The organism is Deinococcus sp. HSC-46F16 (assembly GCF_024171495.1).
GTDB lineage: Bacteria > Deinococcota > Deinococci > Deinococcales > Deinococcaceae > Deinococcus.
On record NZ_JALJZW010000004.1, the window covers coordinates 40,409 to 58,642 of the forward strand.

Sequence of the window (18,234 nt, forward strand, 5' to 3'; positions counted from 1 at the left end):
CCCGCTTCCGGGAGGAGACCTCATGAAGCGACTTGCCCTGCTGTCTGCCACCTGCGCCCTTGCTCTCTCGGCCTGCACCGGGATGAGGCCCCCCGCCGCTCCCCAGGGCATGACCGCCTACGGGCTGGACACCCAGGGACGCCTCGTGACCTTCGGCACCGACAACGCGGCAGCCAGCCTGCGCCGCATGGCCGTGACCGGGCTGCCGAGCGGTGAGACGCTCGTCGATCTGGACGTCCGCAACACCGATAACCGGCTCTATGCCATGTCGAACACGGGCAAGCTCTACCGCCTCGACCCGGCCACCGGAGCCCTGAGCGCTGACGGGTCCAGCCTGACGGCAGGCATCACGCCCGTCGCCATCGACTTCAACCCGGCGGCCAACCGCCTGCGCGTCTTCGCGGAGACGGACCGGAACTTCCGCCTGACGCTGGGCGCGGCGCCCGTCCCGGCCACCTCGCCCGCCGGAACGGTGACCGACGACGGTACGCTGAGGTACGCCACGGGCACCGCCAACCCCGACCTGGCAGCCGCCGCCTACACCAACTCCTTCAACAACAGCGCCACGGGGGCCATCGGCACGGGCACGACCACCACCCTCTACTCCATTGACGCGGCGGCGGACACGCTGGTGAGGCACAGCAGCGCCGAGGGCTCGACGCCTGCGGGCAACTTCAGCACCCTGACCTCCGTGGGGGCGCTGGGCGTGGACGCCATGAAGGGCATGACCGGCTTCGACATCGCCGGGGCCGACATGGCCTACCTCAGCGTGAGCATGGGCGGCAACACCGTGCTGTACACGGTCAACCTGACGACGGGCGCGGCAACCGCCAAGAGCACGGTCAGTGGCCTCGCCCTGCGCTCCTTCGCGCTGGCGCTGCCGAACCAGTAAGCGGCCCTCGCCTCACCTGCCCCCGGCCAGCGTTGCCGGGGGTGTTTTGTTGCCCCATTCGCTAGGCTGTCTCCCATGACCCTGCCCCCCCACGACGCGCCCAAACCCACCTGGCGGGCTTGGGCGCGGGAAGTGCGGGCCAGGCAGCCGGACCGTTCGGCTGAAGTGTGTGCTTCCCTCGCCGCCTTCTTGCAGGCACGTGGAGCGCGGCGTGTCTTGGCCTACCATGCCCTGCCCGGCGAGCCGGATGTGGGGATACTGGCTGCCGAGTTTGAACTGCTGACCACCCGCGCCCGCTTCCGGCCCACGCCCCACCTGACGCTGCACCCCTGGGACGCGGCCATGGAGGTCAGTCGCTTTGGGGTGCGGCAGCCCCCGGCCGATGCTCCCCGCGTGGCGCTGGAGACGGTGGACGCCGTGCTGCTGCCCGGCCTCGCCTTTGACCGCTTCGGCGTGAGGTTGGGGTACGGGGGCGGCTTCTACGACCGCCTGCTGCCCGCGTTCAGCGGCCTGACGGTGGGCGTGGTCTGGGAGGCGCTGGTGGTGGATGCCCTCCCCACCGAGCCCCACGACTTGCGGGTGGGCTTTCTGGCGACTGAGGGCGGCGTGCGGCCCCTTCACCCCTGACCCAGCGGCCATGCCTCCCACGGGACGTAAAGGCCCCCCGGTCCCGGCTTGCGCATCACCCAGATTTCGCGGGCGCTGAAGGTCAACGGCCGGGCCTCCAGGTCGGCAAACTCAGTCCGCGCCGCATCCAGCACTGTGCCGAGGTCCACCCCACGCCGCTGCAGGGCCAGCGTGAGGTGCGGCGTCATCTGCGCCCCCTCGTAGCCGAAGCGCTGGGACGGCTTCAGCGCCTCCAGCAGCCGGAGGTGCAGCGCCACCACGTCGGGCGAGGTGACCCCGAGGTAGACAGCGGTGCCGTTGCGGAAGGCCTGGGGACCGCCAATGTTCAGAGTGACGGGAGAACTCGCGGCCACCATGGCCCGCGCCGCCTCCCACCACTCCAACTCCGGGGTCAGCCCGCTCCGCGCCTTCACGGTCACGTGCGCGGCGCTCTCGCGCAGCCGCAGCCGGGTTCGGAGGGCGTCCACCCGCGCCCCGAGGTCCGGCGGCGGCAGCACCCCCAGCAGGAAAGAGGCGTGCGCGTGCGCGTTTTTCGGCCCGGTCATGCCCCAGCCTAGCCCCCCGCACGTCCGGGCGACCCGGACGCGGGCAGCGGCGCTCCGGTACAGTTTGGGGGTGACCCCGACGACCGAAACGCCGCTGAAGCGGACGCCCCTGCACGCCGCGCACCTGCGGGCGGGTGCCCGCATGGTTCCCTTCGGGGGCTGGGACATGCCCGTGCAGTACGCGGGCGTCAAGGCCGAGCACGAGGCGGTCCGCACCCGCGCGGGGATGTTCGACGTGTCCCACATGGGCGAGTTCCGCGTGGCCGGGCCGGACGCCGAGGCCTTTCTCCAGCGCGTCACCACCAACGACGTGAGCAAGCTCAAGCCCGGCCGCGCCGGGTACAACTGGCTTCCCAACGAGGCGGGCGGGCTGGTGGACGATATCTACGTCTACCGGGTGGCTCCGCAGGAGTTCCTGCTGGTGGTCAACGCCTCCAACATCGAGAAGGACTGGGCGCATCTCCAGACGCAGGCGGCGGGCTTCGACGTGACGCTGGCCGACGAGTCCGCGAACTGGGGATTGATCGCCGTGCAGGGGCCGGAGGCCGAGGCGCTGCTGCAACCCCACACCGACGTGGACCTGAGCGCGAAGAAGAAAAACGCCTTCTTCTCCGGCACCCTGCTGGAATTCCCAGTGATGTTCGCCCGCACCGGCTACACGGGCGAGGACGGCTTCGAGGTCTTCGTAAAGGCCGGGGACGCCGAGGCCCTGTGGGACCGCCTGCTCGCGGTCGGGCTGACCCCGGCGGGCCTGGGCGCCCGCGACACCCTGCGGCTGGAAGCGGGCTTTCCCCTGTACGGGCACGAGTTCGCCGAGGACCTGCACCCCCTCGCCAGCACCTACACCTGGGTGGTCAAGGACAAGGAGCACGTGGGCCGCGCCGGGATTCAGGCCGCGCCCACCGTCAAACTGATCGGCCTCGCGCTGGAGCGGGTGCCCGTGCGTGAGGGCTACCCGGTGCTGCTGAACGGCGAAAGCGTCGGCCACGTCACTTCCGGCAGCACCAGCCCCACCCTCGGGCACCCCATCGCCATGGCGCTCGTGCGGGCGGACGCGGCGGGCGAGGACGCTTTTGAGGTCGAGGTGCGCGGCAAGGCGCATCCGGCGCGGCGGGTGGAACTGCCGTTCTATAAGCGCTGAACAAACGCCGAGACCCCGCAACCCCTCCGACAGACTTCTGGCCCCGAGATAGAGGAGAATCAACCCCATGCAGACCCCCAGCGAACTGAAGTACGCCGCCTCCCATGAATGGCTCGCCTCCGACGGCACCGTCGGCATCACCGACTTCGCGCAGGACCAGCTCGGCGACGTGGTGTACGTGGAACTGCCCGAGGTCGGGCGCGTCGTGTCGGCGGGCGAGACGATTGCGGTCGTGGAGAGTGTGAAGACCGCCTCCGATATCTACGCCCCCGCAAGTGGCACGGTCGTTGCCGTCAACGAGGCCCTCTCCGGCAGCCCCGAACTCGTGAACAGCGGGGCGTACACCGACGGCTGGCTGTTCAAGCTGGACGTGACCGAGGAGAGCGGCGACCTGATGGACGCCGACGCGTACAGCGCCGCGAACAACTGAGCCCCCAGCCCCAGCGGTCAGCTCTCAGCCTCCTGCCGCTGACGGCTGACCGCTGAGAGCTTCTGCCCCAAGGAGAAGACATGCGCCCCCTGAACGAACTCCTCCAGACCGACGACTTCACCCGCCGTCACATCGGCCCCACCGAGGCGGAACAGGCCGAGATGCTGGCCGAACTCGGCGTTTCGACCCTCGACGAACTGACCGAGACGACCCTGCCCGAAGCCATCCGCTTCACGGGCGAGCTGAACGTGGGCGGCCCGGTGACCGAAGCGCAGGCGCTGGCCGACCTGAAGGCCGTGGCCGCGAAGAACAAGGTCTTCCGGTCGTACATCGGCATGGGCTACCACGGCACGCATGTGCCCCCGGTGATCCTGCGAAACATGCTGGAAAACCCCGGCTGGTACACGGCCTACACGCCCTACCAGGCCGAGATCAGCCAGGGCCGCCTGGAAATGCTGCTCAACTTCCAGCAGACCGTGATGGACCTGACCGGGATGCCCGTCTCCAACGCTTCCCTGCTGGACGAGGCGACCGCCGCTGCCGAGGCGATGACCCTCGCCAAGCGCGTGGTCAAGAGCAAGGGCAACGTCTTCTACGTGGCCGAGGACGTGCACCCGCAGACCTTGGACGTGATCCGCACCCGCGCCGAGTACTTCGGGTACGAGGTGGTCACGGGGGCCGCGAACGGGGAGCTGCCGGAAGGCACCTTCGCCGCGCTGGTGCAGACGCCCGGCACCCACGGCGACCTGCACGACCTCTCCCCCATCTCCGAGCGGACGCACGCGGCACAGGCGGCCCTGATCGTGGCGACCGACCTGCTGGCCTGTGCCCTGGTGACCCCGCCCGGCGAGCAGGGAGCCGACATCGTGATCGGGAGTGCCCAGCGCTTCGGCGTGCCGATGGGCTTCGGGGGGCCGCACGCGGCGTTTCTGGCTTGCCAGAAGGGCTTCGAGCGCTCCATGCCGGGCCGCGTGATCGGCGTGAGCAAGGACAGCAAGGGCAAGACCGCCCTGCGGATGGCGATGCAGACCCGCGAGCAGCACATCCGCCGCGAGAAAGCGACCTCCAACATCTGCACCGCGCAGGCGCTGCTGGCGAACATGGCCGCCGCCTACGCCGTCTACCACGGGCCGGAGGGGATTCGGACGATTGCAGAGCGCACTCACCGGATGACCGGGATGCTGGCGAAGGCCCTCGGGAACGCCGGTCTGGGGACGAACGCGACCTTCTTCGACACCCTGACCTTTGGCGGCGACGTGGCCGCCATCCGGGAACGGGCCGAGGCGAAGGGCCTGAACTTCCGCTACGGGGACGGGCGCGTGGGTGTCAGCCTGGACGAGACGGTGACCCCCGCCGACCTTGTCGACATCGCCGAAGCGTTGACCGGGGAGCGGGTGGATGTGCTGGCGCTGGACGAGCAGGCCGTCGAAGGCATCCCCACCAATCTCCAGCGCACCTCCGAGTACCTCACCCACCCCGTGTTCAACACGCATCACTCCGAGCACGCGATGCTCCGGTACCTGAAGACGCTGGAAAACCGCGACTACAGTCTCGTTCACGGCATGATTCCGCTGGGAAGCTGCACGATGAAGCTCAACGCCACCGCCGAGATGATTCCGGTGACGTGGCCCGAGTTCGGCAGCCTGCACCCCTTCGCGCCCGCCGACCAGACGGAAGGCTACGCGCAGATGCTGGGGGAACTGGAAGCGTGGCTGGCCGACATCACCGGGTACGACGCGGTGAGCCTCCAGCCCAATAGCGGAGCGCAGGGCGAGTACGCGGGCCTGCTCGCCATCCGCAAGTACCACGAGAGCCGGGGGGAGGCGCACCGCAGCGTCTGCCTGATTCCCGCGAGCGCCCACGGCACCAACCCCGCGAGCGCCGCCATGCTGGGCATGCAGGTCGTGGTCGTGAAGACCGACGAGAGCGGCAACATCGACATAGAGGACCTGCGGGCCAAGGCGGAGGCGCACAGCGACAAGCTCGGCGCCCTGATGATCACCTACCCCAGCACCCATGGCGTGTACGAGGAACACGTCACCGAGGTGTACGAGATCGTGCACGCGCACGGCGGGCAGGTGTACCTCGACGGCGCGAACATGAACGCGATGGTGGGCGTCGCCAAGCCGGGGCTGATCGGGTCGGACGTGTCGCACCTCAACCTGCACAAGACCTTCGCCATCCCCCACGGCGGCGGCGGGCCGGGCATGGGGCCGATTGGCGTGAAGGCGCACCTCGCGCCCTTCCTCCCCAACCACGCGGTGCGGGCGACGGGCGAGAGCCGCACCGGGGCCGTCAGCGCCGCGCCCTACGGCAGCGCGAGCATCCTGCCCATCTCGTACCTGTACATCCGGATGCTGGGGCCGGAGGGGCTGAAAAAGGCCACCCAGGTCGCGCTGCTGAATGCCAACTACATCGCCAAGCGGCTGGGCGGCGCCTTCCCGGTGCTGTACACGGGCCGCAATAGCCGGGTGGCGCACGAGTGCATCCTCGACATTCGCCCCCTCAAGCAGGCCAGCGGCATCACGGAAGAGGACATCGCCAAGCGGCTGATGGACTACGGCTTCCACGCCCCCACCATGAGCTTCCCGGTGCCCGGCACCCTGATGATCGAGCCGACCGAGAGCGAGCCCAAGGAGGAACTCGACCGCTTTATCGCCGCCATGCTGGGCATCCGCCGCGAGATTCAGGAGGTCGAGGACGGTCTGCTGAGGGCCGAGGACAGCCCGCTGAGGCACGCGCCGCACACGCAGGACGACCTCGTGAGCGCCGAGTGGGAACGCGCCTACAGCCGCGAGACCGCCGCCTTCCCCACGCCCGCGCAGAAAGCCTGGAAATACTGGCCTGCGGTCAACCGGGTGGACAACGTGTACGGGGACAGGAATTTCGTGTGCTCATGCCCGCCGGTGGAGGAGTACGCGGGGGTTTGAGACTTATAATCGGAGGAGCAGGAGTCTACTATGTTAAGACTGCTCCTCCTATCTATCTTTTGCTGTCTTTCTTCGTAGTTCGATGACTTGCACAGTAAGAGAATTGATCTTCCTCCTCATCTCTGCACTTTCTTCTCTATACTTATTTAAAGTGTTTTGAAGTTCCCGTTGGTTAGCGACTAATCGGTTTATTTCCGAGGCATCCTTATTTGGTTCTACAAATAATACTGATGACGGACCCAGAAGTATTGCTAGAGCAAGGGTAAGTGCTTGCAGACCAAAGTTTTTAGTTCCTGTCTCAGGCCTCCTGCCTTCAATTTTTCGCGAGGCCAATTCTATTCCTCTGCCACCGAAAAAAGCCGATATGCTAAACATTATGACTGATAGAAAGGATAAAATTAGAAAACCTGTTGTCGAATTATCCTTATCCCTGACGTAAAGAAAAACACCGCCAAGTATCGTTATAGCAGTAAGCGACGCCGTTATCAATTGTAGGGACAAGTCGGCCCTCAACTGCTGCGCCGAAGAGTTATGCTCGTTATTAGTCGTCATCGCCCCACATATTCATCGCATTCGATCTCAAATCCTCCCAAAGCTCGCCGCCTACCCTAAATAGGGAACTGCTCGAAACTCTCCTGCCACGTCTCTCCTCACGTGCCGCAAGAAGAACTCTGGATAAGTCGGCTTCTATTACTATAAAACTACCAAATAGTCTTGAATCGGCACCATCACGCTGATTATAGACGGCGAGCAGAGGATTAACCGCCATAAACTTTAGGTTGGTTAGTATAAAAAGAGTGGCGTCATCTCTCAAATCCTCGACGCTCATCTCAACGCCTCTAAGCGCCCTAAGAAGTAGTACTTGTTCAATTCTATACAAACTACCATCATCAATGATAGCTTGCTCATCGTATAACTCACGTAATCTGAGGTACTCCTCAACAGGACCATTCCGTCTACTATTATCCTGTCTAAAGGGTGTTCTTGTGACCCGATTTAGACAGGACCGATAGGCAGCCTCAAAATCTCTGTCCACGTTACCCATCCTACATCTTTTGGGAAGTTCACCAGCTCTCAACTTCAATTTAAAAGTAAAGCGTGGGCGGATTCGAGGAAAGGTGGGCGACAGACAGTTCTTTTCTGGACAAGGGCGGTGTATCAAGTCCATCGAATCCCAACCCCTGATCCCCTTCTCCTCCTGCTTTTGCAGGCGCTGCCGCTTGGGGTCGGGGGTGGGGTGGGAGTCGTCGGTCAGCGAGGCGCGAGCCCACGGATATTTACATTACTATCAGCCATGAGTGATCGCGTCAGCATCGATCCAAAAGTGAACGGCGGCAAGCCCACCGTCACCGGGACGCGGGTCAGCGTGCAAACCGTGCTGGGGCACCTGAGCGCCGGGGACAGCGTGGAGGATGTGCTGGACGCCTACCCACGGCTCACGCGAGAGGACGTGCTGGCGTGCCTGGAGTACGCGGCACGATTGGCAGGCCATAGCGTGACATTTGAGAAGATCGCTTGAAGCCCGCCGGGGTGCTGCCGGACGAGAACGTGTCGGCCAGGCTGCGCGGCTCGTTCGACATGCCTGTCTTCCATGTCAGCGAGTGGACGGAGGGCCTCAAGGACTGGGCATTGTGGGAGCGGGCGCGTGAGGCGTCCCTGGTGATCGTCACCCAGGACGCCGACTTCACGGAGCGGATGCTGGCGCAGGAGCCGCCGCCGTGGGTGGTCCATGTTCGCACGGGAAACATACGGGTGGCCGACTTCCGCGTACTACTAGACGACTTGTGGCCGCACATATGGAACCTTCTTGCCGAACACAAGTTGGTCGTGCTGCACCGGGACAGGTTAGAAGCCGTACGGAGCAGCACAGGTCGAAATTAATCGGGGCCTCTGCTGTTGCAGGCACCGCCGCTTGTGGTCGGAGGTGGGGAGACTCAGGGCCGCTCGACGCATTCCTGTCTCGCGTCAAAGGGTGGACGGAGGACGTCGGGAGCTGAACCCTTCCGCCCACTCGGCCCCCCTGCTCAGGGAAGACGGCCGGAGCTGATCGTCCAGCGGCAGGTGCCACGGTAGAGCGCGTTGCCCGCCGCGTCCGTCGCCACCAGGATGGCCGCATTCCGGCTGTTTGCGGGCAGCGTCAGGGCATAGTTCATCAGCGTGTTGTTGGCGACCAGAGAGGCGGTCAGCACGTACACGTCCCGCGACGGGCGCACCAGCGAAACCGCGTTGGTGCGGTACACCGCCGGACGGCTCGCGCCGGGAGCAAGCACGCTCAGCTCGAAGACCTGCGCGGCCGTACTCGCTCGGCCGCTCACCTGCCCGGACGCCGTCACCTGGAACCGGCTGACGCCCCGTTCGGTATTGCGGACACGTTGCTCGATGGTGCCTTCGCAGCGTTCAAAGGTCACCTGGACGTTGGCAACGGGCTGGGCGTAGGCCACGCCGAGGGCAGCCAGCAGAAGGGCTGCGACAGGCTTCAGGAGTAGGGCAAGGAAGCTATTCCGGTTCATGGTTGTTCTCCTTACGCGTTCTGCGATGTGCAAAAAGTTCGTTCGTGAAAGGCCGCTCCACATCACGCGTCCTGCGGGAAGGCCAGTGACAGAGGTGCGGTGAGAGGGAAGGTGGCGGCCTCATGGCGCCTCCGCGTCACGGCGGCACCACCGGCAACACGATAGGGAGTCACGCTTCCCAACGCGTGAAGGCAGAGGCGGCCTGCCTTGGCAGACCTTCAACGCTGAGCGGGTATGGCGGGTGGGAGGTCACGCCAGCCGGGGGGAGTCGTTGGGGCGAACGTGACAGAGGCCAGCTCGTCATCGGTCCAGCCCTCCCCCCTCTCAAGCAGCAGGAGGGTAAACGGCGCACAATGCAGCATTCCATTTCAGGAGGCAGCCCCATGACCGACGACCGCAACAAGGACAGGGAGAGTTACAACCCACCCGTGGACACCCGCCAGTCCTCAGGAGAGGACGGGGACAGCACCGTCAACGAGCCGGGCAACAACGCTGCCCCCAGCCTCGACACCACCCTGGACACCTCGCGCACGGGCGGGAGGGGTGGGATGGCGGGAACGGCCGACCCCGGCGTGAACACGGAACCGGAGGTGTAACATCCGCGAAACCAGACTCCTGGGGAAGGCTCCGTGCCTCCTGCCCATTTATCACCAGAGGCAGCTGTAGGAAATTTTCGACAAAACACTGAATTCTTTATGAAGACCCTGAGAGCAGGTTCAGGGACATGAAGATGAGGAAAGTGTGACACAATACAGCCGATTCATGGGACGGTGGCCGCGTTGTCAGGACCGTCCTACCCTCAAAGGAGACTCCATGAAAAAGACCCTGCTCTCGACCAGCCTCCTGATGGCGCTCGGCACGGCCCTCGCGGGGGGCAGCGGCTCGGCGCCTACCACCACGACGCCGCTGACTCCGGTGACGCCCCAGGTCACGCCCGTGACCCAGGCGCCCGTCGCCGCCTGCACGCCGGGCACGTGGGCACGCGCCGCCATCGATCTCGTGACCCAGCGGGGCCTCTTTATCGGCTACCCGGACGGGCAGTTCGACTGGTGCCAGGCGGCCACCCGTCAGGAGGTCGCGCAGGTGCTGGCCCGCCTGATCGCCCAGCTTCCGGCCAACCAGACCACCTTCAACCCCGCTGAACTCCAGACCCTGCGCCAGGGCCTGCAAGAGGCGCTGGCTGGCCTGGAGCAGCTCCGCGCTCAGGTGGCGGCCCAGAATACGGCCATCGAACAGCTCCGCGCCCAGATCGCCGAGCTTCAAGCGGCCATCGCCAACCTGCCCGCCGCTGGAACGGGTGCGGCGGGCGCCGTGGGTCCGCAGGGACCGGCCGGTCCGGCGGGGCCTCAGGGTCCCCAGGGTGAGACGGGCGCGACCGGGCCGCAGGGACCGGCGGGCGCTCAGGGTCCGGCTGGCCCGGCCGGTCCCCAGGGACCGCAAGGCCCCCAGGGCGAGACGGGCGCCACCGGCCCGCAGGGTCCCGCCGGTCCCCAGGGCGCGTCTTACGTGCCGCCCGTGGAGCCGCTGCGCTACGGCAACTACATCGGGGTGTCGTACTACAACATCCTCCAGCAGAACGTGGGTTCGATGGTCCGCGTGATGGTCGGCAACGACGCCCTGATCGGCAGCCTGGGCCTGCGCGTGACTGGCGACTTCCGCGTGCGCGGCGAGACGCCCGGCAACAGCATCAGTGCCATCGCCACCTACCGGGGCACCTTCAACCGCGCCGACGGCATCCTGGGCGCGGGCGGCGGCTACAACCTGGAGCGGCAGGCCACCTTCGGCGAGCTGCTCGTGGGCGTGGACTACCGCATCATCGACCGCGTGGCCCTCTTCGGAGAGGCCCGGCAGCAGTTCTACTTCGACGGCTCGAACACCACCAACAGCTCGGTCGCGGCCGGGGTGAAGTTCCGCTTCTAAGCGGCTCTCCTCTCAGCACCCCCCGTGGAACCCCTCGCCGGGTTCCACTTTTTTGTGCCGCGCGTGGCCTGGTCAGTCGTCCCCAGCGGCTGGCCGAATCCGCCACGCCTGACGGGCCAGCACCCCTGAGACCAGCAGGCCCCCCACGTGCCACCACGGGAGCTGACCGGAAAACACGAAGGCGGCGTCTGCCAGCACGAGCAGTCCGGCCAGTCCCAGCCCGACGAGCGGCACCCGGCCCTCGTGGGGGGTGGCGTACATCGCCGCGCGGGGTTGGGGGTCGTGCATCGCGTCGCGGGCTTCGGCGTAGCGGATCAGGGTCAGGACCCCGTACACCAGCAGCAGGCCCGCGAGCAGCAGCAGCGCGAGGCCGGGGTACCGCCCGGTGCCCGCGTAGTCCAGCGCCCCCAGCGTGAAGTGCCACAGCGACGTGACGATCGCCAGCAGGGCCAGACCCAGCGTGGCGGGCGTGCTGTAGGTGGGGGGCGCACCGAGGGGGGGCATGGGAGGGCGCCTTTACCCTACTCCCCGCACCCCTCCCCGACCGTGCGCGGGCAGCCAAGGCCGGGACTCGGGACCCCCGGCCGGGGGCAACGCCCAAAAAGGCGTGCGGCACGGCCCCCACGGCTTCACGCAAAAAAACCGCGTCCACCACATCCTTTTTCTCGCTTGGCAGCGGGGCACCGGGAGGCGTACACTGGCGCTCTACCGCCGTGGCTCACGGCGAGGACAGGGGGTGAGGAGCAACATGGGCACCAAGGAGGACGTGCGTGCGCGGCTGAACATCGCGGACGTCATCGGGGAACATGTGCGCCTCTCCCCGGCCGGGAAGGGCCGCCTCAAGGGGCTGTGCCCCTTCCACAAGGAAAAGAGCCCCTCTTTTCAGGTCGACACCGAGCAGGGCTACTTCTACTGCTTCGGCTGCAAGGCGGGCGGGGACGTGTTCTCCTTCGTGCAGCGGGTCGAGAACCTGAGCTTCGGGGATGCCCTGCGGCAACTCGCGGACAAGGCCGGGGTACAGGTCGAGGCCCGCTACGGCGAACGCAGCAGCCGCGACCTGTACGACGTGAACGCCTTCGCGCTGGAGTACTTCCGCGAGCATCTGCCCGGCCCCGCGCTGGACTACCTGCGGCGCCGGGGGCTGACCGACGCGACGGTCACGGCCTTCGAGCTGGGCTACGCTCCCGACGCTTGGGACGGCCTGCTCAAGCGGGCGCGGGCGCGAAACCTCACTGAGCGGCAACTGCTGGAGGCCGGACTGCTGACCGAGAACCCCGAGTCGGGCCGGGTCTATGACCGATTCCGGGGCCGGGTGATGTTCCCCATCCGCGACCACCTCGGCCGCCTGGTGGGCTTCGGGGGCCGGGTGCTGGACGACAGCAAGCCCAAGTACCTCAACACGCCCGAGACCGAGGCCTTCCACAAGGGCGAGCTGCTCTACGGCCTCGACAAGGCGCGGTCGGCGCTGCGCGAGGGCGGGGAACTGATCGTCGTCGAGGGGTACATGGACGTGATCACCCTGCACCAGCACGGGTTCACCGGTGCGGTCGCCAGCCTGGGCACGGCGCTGACGGCCGAGCACGCGGCGCTGCTCGAGCGGCTGGGGGCCTCCAGTCTCGCGCTGATGTTCGACCGGGACGAGGCCGGACTCAAGGCCACCCTCTCGGGACTGGATCAGGTGCTGGGAGCCAAGTTCCGGGTGCGGGCGACGAGCGTGCCCAGCGGCAAGGACCCGGCCGACGCCCTGCTCGCCGGGGACGAAGCGGGCATCCGCGAAGCGCTTGCGGGCGGACTGGACGAGGTGCGCTTCCGGGTGCAGGCTGCCGTGGAGGCCCACGGGGTCGGCACCTCCGAGGGCAAACGCCGGGTTCTGATGGCGCTGCTGCCACGCATGCAGAACCTCGATCCGCTGGACGAGGGCGCCGAGCGGATGCGGACCCTCGCCTGCGAGCTGCTGGGCATTCGCCCGGAGGCGCTGCTGGAATGGATCGGCAGCAAGGCGCGGCGGCGCACCCTGACCGACACGCACCTCGCGGGCATGAGCGCGGCCCGCGCGGAGGAGGACCGTGAACTCGCCCTGCTGCGGCAGTTGCTGGTCGACCCCTCGCTCCTCGCCAAGCTCGACGGCACGACCCCCTGGCGCAACGAGTCCGTCCGCAAGGTGATGCTGGCCGCCCAGGGCGCACAGAGCCCCGACGACATTCTGGAGGTGTTCCGGGGGCAGCCCGAGGAGCCGCTCCTGATCCGGCTGATGTTCGAGAGTCGCGACCCCGGCGCTCCCTCCCGCGCCACCAGCGAGCTGTACGAGCAGAAGGTGGCCGCCTACGCCGCAGCGGCGGTCGACGACATTCAGGTGGGCCTGAGCATCGACTCGCTGCGGGCAGAGGTCGACCTCCTCAAGCGGCAGATGGCCGCCGCCGCGCCGGGCGAGCAGATCTCCTACCTGCGGCAGATTCAGGAACTTCAGCGGGCGATCGAGGCCGAGAAGCGGGCGCGGCGCTCGGGGGCCTGAGCGGCCCAGGGCAGACCCCGCCAGCGAGGAAACGCCGGGCACGCCCGCTGCCCTGTCCTGAAGCCACAGTCCTGAAGACCAAATGGAGAAGCCCGCCTTGCGGCGGACTTTCTTGGTGGCGTGCCCGAAGAGATTCGAACTCCTGGCCTTCTGATCCGTAGCTGACCCCGAAGGCCAAAAATGCCGTCTCAGACGCCTTTTCTTCACACGACCCCCCCTCGCGCTTCACACGCGAGAGGGCAGATTCACAGCGTGTTTTCGGGCATCACACGAGCGGCTGTCGTCAAAGTTGTCGTCAAACGTTCGGCAAAAAGGCGTCGTGCTAGGCGTCGTTTTTCAGGCCCCCTGCCGCGGGAGAGGCCGGTTGGCGTGAGCCCCCCTTCACAGCTCACCCCCCTCCTTCACACGCGCAGCACCGTCCAGCGTCACACGTGGCGCGAACATCACAGCCGCGGACTTCCTGCCCGGCCGCCGACCTGGCAGCGCAACCCCCCCCCTGTGTTCAAACCTCACGTGGTAAGGCTCACCCTGCCTGCGGCGGGCCGCCATGTGAGGGTGCCGCCAGGAACCGCGGTCTATGCGGCGTGTGCCAGGCCCGGAGTGTGGCCCATGGTCGGGTGCGCTTCGCAGGGCTCGGCACTGCATCCACACGGCATGATGGACGCGATGCGGACGTACCTGGAGTACAGCGAGGCCAGCGGCAGCGCCCACAAGTTCTACGAGGCCACCGTGGAGGGCTGCACCCTGACCCTGCGCTACGGCCGCATCGGCACCGAGGGCCAGACCCAGATCAAAACGTTCCCCACGCCCGTCGCCGCACAGACCGAAGCAGAGAAGAAGCTCGCAGACAAGCGCAAGAAGGGCTATGCGGACGCCGTGCCCGGAGAGCGCGAGAAGCGGGCGGTGGAACAGCCGGCCCTCCGCCTCCCCAAGCTGCTGACCCCCTACCGCGCGGCGCTGGAAGCCAGCGTGCGGCCCTACGTCCGCCTGCGGGGCACCCCCGGCGAGGCCCGGCCCTGGACCAGCAAGCTCGGCGGTCTCCCCTATCGCCCGGCCGGGTTCGAGTGGCCCCACTCGCGCACCGATGGACGGCCCCTCGCCTTCCTGGCCCAGCTCAACCTTGCGGAGCTGCCCCATCTGGAGGGCTTTCCTGCTGGGGGCATCCTTCAGTTCTTCATCGCGGACAGCGACTTCTACGGCGCGAACTTCCACACCGCGCTGGATATCTCCGGCCTGAGCGACGACGCGGGCTTCCGGGTGCTGTATCACCCCGGGGTCACCCATGACGAGGGCGAACTGGAGACCGGCCCCAGTCCCTTTCAGCCGGACCCCTTCAACATGGGCCTGCCGCACGACCCGGCGCGGGAGTTCGTACTGCGGGGCGAGCTGACCCAGGCACCCGTGACGCTGGGAGACCGCCTGTTCGAGGGGCTGACTGGAAAGCCGATCTGGGAACTCCTGGGCGAGGAGGACGCTGACGAAGCCCTCGACCGGTACGCCTATCTGGCGGGGACAGGACACAAGCTCGGCGGTTACCCCAACTTCACCCAGAGCGACCCCCGGACCCTGGACGACCCGCATGTCCTGCTGTTCCAGCTCGACAGTGACGACGACCTGGGGCTGATGTGGGGGGACGTGGGCATCGCCAACTTCTTCATCCTGCCCGAAGACCTCGCCCAGGGCGACTTCCGCCGGGTGGCCTACCACTGGGACTGCGGCTGAGCGCCGGGGCAACCTCCCGCTCACTGGCCGCGTACCCGGCGGCGTGATCCTTTCATCAGAGGACGGCCCACCGCTCCTGAGCGCCCACGACGTTCACCTCGCGGTGGCGGGGCGCACCGTGGTCGAGATCGATACCCTCGAAGTACATGCGGGTGAACTCGTGCACCTGCGGGGCGAGAACGGCGCAGGCAAGACCACCCTGCTGCGGGCCGTGGCGGGCGAGACACCCCACGGGGGCCGCCTGCGGATCGCTGGGCACCCGCCGGGATCGCTCGCGGCCCGTGCCCGCACCGCCTTCGTTCCCACTGACCCGACCCTGCTGGATGACCTCACGCTGGCCGAGAACCTCACCTTTCTGAGTGCGGCCTGGCACCAACCGCCAGACGCGGCCCTGGATCTGGCCGAGGCGTTCGGGCTGGCTCCCTGGCTGGATGCCTGGCCGATGAGCCTCTCGCGCGGCACCCGGCAGAAAGCGGCGTTGAGCCTGCACTTGGGGCTGGCACTACCACTGACCCTGCTCGACGAACCCTTCAGCACCCTGGACGTGGCGTCACGGGACGTGCTGCGCCGGGCCATCGCCGGGCGGGTGCGAGAGGGCGGCACGGTCGTCATCACCACGCACGGCGACGAATTGTCGGGCATGGCGACCCGTCCCCTTGACCTCGTGGGCGGGCGGCTGCGCGAACCCGTCGGGGCTGCCTGGTGAGTGCTCCCCTGTGGAGGCTGCAACGCGTCACCCTGGCACGCCGAGCACGGCGGGACTGGCAGGCGCTGAAGGCCTCCGGAACCCTGCTGATGGCCGCCTACCTCGTGGTGGCCGTGCTGGTGGGCCTGATCAGCCTGTGGCAGACCTACCGTCCTCCACTGGCGGCACCCGACCCGTCGGTGCTCGGGGCGCTCGCGGCGATGTGGTGGCTGCTGGCGGCGTTCACCCGGCGCCCGGTGCTGGGCTTGGGTGAAACGGAAGGGCTGCTGCTGCGACTCCCGGTGGCTCCATGGCGCGTATGGGGGGTTCCGCTGCTGGGTCGGCTGGTGCCCCAGATGCTGCTGGGACTTGCTCTGGGGGTAGCTCTCTGGCTGTGGTTCCCCACGTGGTGGCCCCTGGCGCTGAGCCTGCCCCTGCTCGTCGGGGGACGCCTCATCGCCCAGTCCCTCGGGCAGGCCAGCCGGGTGGTGGGCGACCGGCGCACCCAGGTCGGCCTGCTGGCCCTGTCCGTTCTGCCGCTGCTGGCAGGGCTGCATCCTGCCGCGTTGCCCATCGCCTCGGCACTGGGGTTCATGGGAACCCTCCTGCTCTGGCGGCGGTTCTGGCGAGGGGACGTCCCCCCGGCGCTGGTGCAGCAGGCCCGCGTGGAGGCCCTGCGGCAGGGCGCCCGTCGGCTGGGCCTGCCGGTGCTGGACGTGGGGCCGGACGGCACGCGTCCCCCCCGCCGCTGGACTCTGCGGCTGCGGGGCACCGGACCCTTCCAGGCCTCGGTGTGGCGCAGTGGGCTGCATGTGGCCCAGCGACCGGGGCTGCTGCTCCTGGCCCTGCCTGTGGGCGCCCTGGCCGTCATCCTCAGCCCAACCCTGGGTCTGGACCCCACGCTGGCACGGGCGGCCCCGTACCTGTTCGGGCAGCTTCTCGCTCCGCTGCTGGTGGTGCTGGGGCCGATGGTGCCTGCCGCGCTCCCCATGATGGGGTGGCAGAGGCGACTCGCGCAGGTGCTGCCCGGTGCAGGGGTCCTGGGGGCGCTGCTCGGCACTGGCGCGCTGCTGGCCGCCTTACTGGGCTGGGGAACGGCGAGCCTGGTGGCCGCCGCACTGCTGATGCCCGCCGCAGCGTTGAGCCTGCTGGCCTGGCTGGGGCAAGCTGGACCGGCGAGCCTGAGCAGTGACGGAATGCTGCGTTTCGCGGCAGGGACAGCTCCAGCCCTGGTGACCGCCTGGCTGGGCAGTCTGCTGGGAGGTTGGTTGGCCCCACTCGCTCTGCTCTTAGTGGGTGGGGTGGCGCTGGGGTGGCCGGGCGGGGGCTGAGCCTCCGCAACTTCGTCCTCTCCTTCCACTGCCTGCCTCTATGCTGCCTCAGTCCTGGAGGTTTTCGATGCGTCTGTGCTGGCCTGCCCTGCTCACCCCCCTGCTGCTTACCGCCTGCATCCACGATCGGCAGGACCCCGGCCCCCCGCTTCCTCCTTCACCCCAGGTCGAGGAAGCCGACCTGATCGCCGCCATCGACCTCACCCTCAAGCCCCTGCCAACCCTCCGAACGGCGGCCCTGGGTGAACCGGGCCTCCTGCGCGGGCCGACTTCCACCGGGCTCCCCGTCGGCCAGAGCATCATCCTCGCTGCACGTCCAGCCCCGGACGCTCCGGGGACCGCCTTCCGGCTTCCCGACGCGGGCCGCATCCCCACGCGGGGGCAGGCCGAGGTCCAGCTGCCCGCGGCCCCTGACCTGACCCGCAGCGAGCGGCTCACCGCCCTGGAGTGGGCCCGCACGTATAACTCCTTCGAGCCCTGTGCGGTGAACACCCTGCGAGTGGACCCTGGTCAGGAGGGCGTCCGCCTGACCCGCGTGGACGCAATCACCCGCAACCCCTCGGTAAGGTCTCAGTCGCAGGGTGTGGGGGACACGTTGGCTGGGGGCGGCGACCTGACCCCGGCCACGTCGCCACCCCCGTCTTTCGTGAACGTGTGGCCGTACCGCCTGATCGACACCTGGGACGTGACCGAGGACACCGGCGACCTGGTTTACGCGGACGGGGACGTGACGTTGCGGGGCGAGCTGCGCTGCGTGTTCAAGTACGTCAGCCGCGTGGAGGACGCCACCCAGTACAACCTGTTCGTGAACCTGGAGCTGCGCCGCGGCTGGAACGTGGTGCGCCGCCGGTTCGACGCGGGCGTGCCGCGCGGTACCCTGAAGATCGCGGACAAGCTCCTCACCGGGGGAGCCAGGGACTTCACTTTCGAGACTGCGGCGTCGGGCGACAGGCAGAACTGACCCCCCTGGAATGCCCTGAATCAGGCTC

Annotated in this window: 19 protein-coding genes; 14 read left to right on the forward strand and 5 right to left on the reverse strand. The window is 67.7% G+C overall.

All coding sequences use genetic code 11. The features are described from left to right. Positions 1-22: 22 nt before the first annotated feature. A complete protein-coding gene (locus L1280_RS09510) occupies positions 23-892 on the forward strand; it encodes a DUF4394 domain-containing protein (RefSeq protein ID WP_253581918.1) in 870 nt (289 codons plus the stop codon). 75 nt (positions 893-967) lie between these two features. Continuing rightward, positions 968-1,519, forward strand: coding sequence for a 5-formyltetrahydrofolate cyclo-ligase (locus tag L1280_RS09515; RefSeq protein WP_253581919.1), 552 nt, complete (start codon positions 968-970; stop codon positions 1,517-1,519). Here the strand turns inward: L1280_RS09515 and L1280_RS09520 are convergent. Then, positions 1,510-2,064 carry a 2'-5' RNA ligase family protein gene (locus tag L1280_RS09520; RefSeq protein ID WP_253581920.1) on the reverse strand — a complete coding sequence of 185 codons (555 nt, stop codon included), beginning with the start codon at positions 2,062-2,064 and terminating at the stop codon, positions 1,510-1,512. The genes L1280_RS09515 and L1280_RS09520 overlap by 10 nt on opposite strands. 70 nt (positions 2,065-2,134) lie before the next feature. Here L1280_RS09520 and gcvT point away from each other — a divergent pair, with 70 nt between their 5' ends. From gcvT to gcvP, 3 genes are all read left to right on the forward strand, one after another. After that, positions 2,135-3,205: a glycine cleavage system aminomethyltransferase GcvT gene (gene gcvT, locus L1280_RS09525; protein WP_253581922.1), complete on the forward strand. Its 1,071-nt coding sequence runs from the start codon at positions 2,135-2,137 to the stop codon at positions 3,203-3,205. Positions 3,206-3,272: 67 nt separating this feature from the next. After that, complete coding sequence (gcvH, locus tag L1280_RS09530) at positions 3,273-3,635, forward strand: glycine cleavage system protein GcvH (protein WP_253581924.1); 363 nt, start codon at positions 3,273-3,275, stop codon at positions 3,633-3,635. 80 nt (positions 3,636-3,715) lie between these two features. Further along, positions 3,716-6,565 carry an aminomethyl-transferring glycine dehydrogenase gene (gene gcvP, locus L1280_RS09535; RefSeq protein ID WP_253581926.1) on the forward strand — a complete coding sequence of 950 codons (2,850 nt, stop codon included), beginning with the start codon at positions 3,716-3,718 and terminating at the stop codon, positions 6,563-6,565. A 48-nt stretch (positions 6,566-6,613) separates the two neighbouring features. Here gcvP and L1280_RS09540 read toward each other — a convergent pair whose 3' ends face one another. Then, positions 6,614-7,117 (reverse strand): hypothetical protein, encoded by a 504-nt coding sequence (locus L1280_RS09540; protein WP_253581928.1) that lies wholly within the window; start codon positions 7,115-7,117, stop codon positions 6,614-6,616. Beyond that, on the reverse strand, positions 7,107-7,601 hold the full coding sequence (locus tag L1280_RS09545; protein WP_253581930.1) for a hypothetical protein: 495 nt from the start codon (positions 7,599-7,601) through the stop codon (positions 7,107-7,109). Before L1280_RS09545 ends, L1280_RS09540 begins: the two co-directional genes overlap by 11 nt. A gap of 258 nt (positions 7,602-7,859) precedes the next feature. Here L1280_RS09545 and L1280_RS09550 point away from each other — a divergent pair, with 258 nt between their 5' ends. Next, a complete protein-coding gene (locus tag L1280_RS09550; protein ID WP_253581932.1) occupies positions 7,860-8,084 on the forward strand; it encodes a DUF433 domain-containing protein in 225 nt (74 codons plus the stop codon). Continuing rightward, complete coding sequence (locus L1280_RS09555; RefSeq protein WP_253581933.1) at positions 8,081-8,446, forward strand: DUF5615 family PIN-like protein; 366 nt, start codon at positions 8,081-8,083, stop codon at positions 8,444-8,446. Before L1280_RS09550 ends, L1280_RS09555 begins: the two co-directional genes overlap by 4 nt. A 143-nt stretch (positions 8,447-8,589) precedes the next feature. Here the strand turns inward: L1280_RS09555 and L1280_RS09560 are convergent, their stop codons facing one another. Next, positions 8,590-9,075 (reverse strand): hypothetical protein, encoded by a 486-nt coding sequence (locus tag L1280_RS09560; protein WP_253581935.1) that lies wholly within the window; start codon positions 9,073-9,075, stop codon positions 8,590-8,592. Between the two features lie 383 nt (positions 9,076-9,458). On the opposite strand from L1280_RS09560, the gene L1280_RS09565 reads away from it, so the two are divergent. Together L1280_RS09565 and L1280_RS15750 are read left to right on the forward strand one after the other, a co-directional pair. Beyond that, positions 9,459-9,671 (forward strand): hypothetical protein, encoded by a 213-nt coding sequence (locus L1280_RS09565; RefSeq protein WP_253581937.1) that lies wholly within the window; start codon positions 9,459-9,461, stop codon positions 9,669-9,671. Positions 9,672-9,888: 217 nt separating this feature from the next. Beyond that, entirely contained in the window at positions 9,889-10,995 is a 1,107-nt protein-coding gene (locus L1280_RS15750; protein ID WP_305881876.1) for an autotransporter outer membrane beta-barrel domain-containing protein, read from the forward strand. Between the two features lie 72 nt (positions 10,996-11,067). On the opposite strand, the gene L1280_RS09580 is transcribed toward L1280_RS15750, so the two are convergent. Continuing rightward, positions 11,068-11,499, reverse strand: coding sequence for a hypothetical protein (locus L1280_RS09580; protein WP_253581939.1), 432 nt, complete (start codon positions 11,497-11,499; stop codon positions 11,068-11,070). Positions 11,500-11,743: 244 nt separating this feature from the next. On the opposite strand from L1280_RS09580, the gene dnaG reads away from it, so the two are divergent. The 5 genes from dnaG to L1280_RS09605 all read left to right on the forward strand — a co-directional run bounded on the left by dnaG (position 11,744) and on the right by L1280_RS09605 (position 18,206). Next, a complete protein-coding gene (gene dnaG, locus L1280_RS09585) occupies positions 11,744-13,507 on the forward strand; it encodes a DNA primase (RefSeq protein WP_253581941.1) in 1,764 nt (587 codons plus the stop codon). Between the two features lie 666 nt (positions 13,508-14,173). After that, positions 14,174-15,229: a DUF1963 domain-containing protein gene (locus L1280_RS09590; protein ID WP_253581943.1), complete on the forward strand. Its 1,056-nt coding sequence runs from the start codon at positions 14,174-14,176 to the stop codon at positions 15,227-15,229. 43 nt (positions 15,230-15,272) lie between these two features. Continuing rightward, a complete protein-coding gene (locus L1280_RS09595; protein WP_253581945.1) occupies positions 15,273-15,935 on the forward strand; it encodes an ATP-binding cassette domain-containing protein in 663 nt (220 codons plus the stop codon). Further along, a complete protein-coding gene (locus tag L1280_RS09600; protein ID WP_253581947.1) occupies positions 15,932-17,245 on the forward strand; it encodes a hypothetical protein in 1,314 nt (437 codons plus the stop codon). The genes L1280_RS09595 and L1280_RS09600 overlap by 4 nt, the downstream gene beginning before the upstream one ends. Before the next feature lie 67 nt (positions 17,246-17,312). After that, entirely contained in the window at positions 17,313-18,206 is an 894-nt protein-coding gene (locus L1280_RS09605; RefSeq protein WP_253581948.1) for a hypothetical protein, read from the forward strand. Positions 18,207-18,234 lie beyond the last annotated feature (28 nt).

What these genes read in the sequence shown, in the direction of transcription:
- L1280_RS09510 (WP_253581918.1), top strand. Translation starts at nt 23, where the DNA reads ATGAAGCGACTTGCCCTGCTGTCTGCCACCTGCGCCCTTGCTCTCTCG.
- L1280_RS09515 (WP_253581919.1), top strand. Translation starts at nt 968, where the DNA reads ATGACCCTGCCCCCCCACGACGCGCCCAAACCCACCTGGCGGGCTTGG.
- L1280_RS09520 (WP_253581920.1), bottom strand. Translation starts at nt 2,064, where the DNA reads ATGACCGGGCCGAAAAACGCGCACGCGCACGCCTCTTTCCTGCTGGGG.
- gcvH (WP_253581924.1), top strand. Translation starts at nt 3,273, where the DNA reads ATGCAGACCCCCAGCGAACTGAAGTACGCCGCCTCCCATGAATGGCTC.
- gcvP (WP_253581926.1), top strand. Translation starts at nt 3,716, where the DNA reads ATGCGCCCCCTGAACGAACTCCTCCAGACCGACGACTTCACCCGCCGT.
- L1280_RS09540 (WP_253581928.1), bottom strand. Translation starts at nt 7,117, where the DNA reads ATGACGACTAATAACGAGCATAACTCTTCGGCGCAGCAGTTGAGGGCC.
- L1280_RS09550 (WP_253581932.1), top strand. Translation starts at nt 7,860, where the DNA reads ATGAGTGATCGCGTCAGCATCGATCCAAAAGTGAACGGCGGCAAGCCC.
- L1280_RS09560 (WP_253581935.1), bottom strand. Translation starts at nt 9,075, where the DNA reads ATGAACCGGAATAGCTTCCTTGCCCTACTCCTGAAGCCTGTCGCAGCC.
- L1280_RS09565 (WP_253581937.1), top strand. Translation starts at nt 9,459, where the DNA reads ATGACCGACGACCGCAACAAGGACAGGGAGAGTTACAACCCACCCGTG.
- L1280_RS15750 (WP_305881876.1), top strand. Translation starts at nt 9,889, where the DNA reads ATGAAAAAGACCCTGCTCTCGACCAGCCTCCTGATGGCGCTCGGCACG.
- L1280_RS09580 (WP_253581939.1), bottom strand. Translation starts at nt 11,499, where the DNA reads ATGCCCCCCCTCGGTGCGCCCCCCACCTACAGCACGCCCGCCACGCTG.
- dnaG (WP_253581941.1), top strand. Translation starts at nt 11,744, where the DNA reads ATGGGCACCAAGGAGGACGTGCGTGCGCGGCTGAACATCGCGGACGTC.
- L1280_RS09590 (WP_253581943.1), top strand. Translation starts at nt 14,174, where the DNA reads ATGCGGACGTACCTGGAGTACAGCGAGGCCAGCGGCAGCGCCCACAAG.
- L1280_RS09605 (WP_253581948.1), top strand. Translation starts at nt 17,313, where the DNA reads ATGCGTCTGTGCTGGCCTGCCCTGCTCACCCCCCTGCTGCTTACCGCC.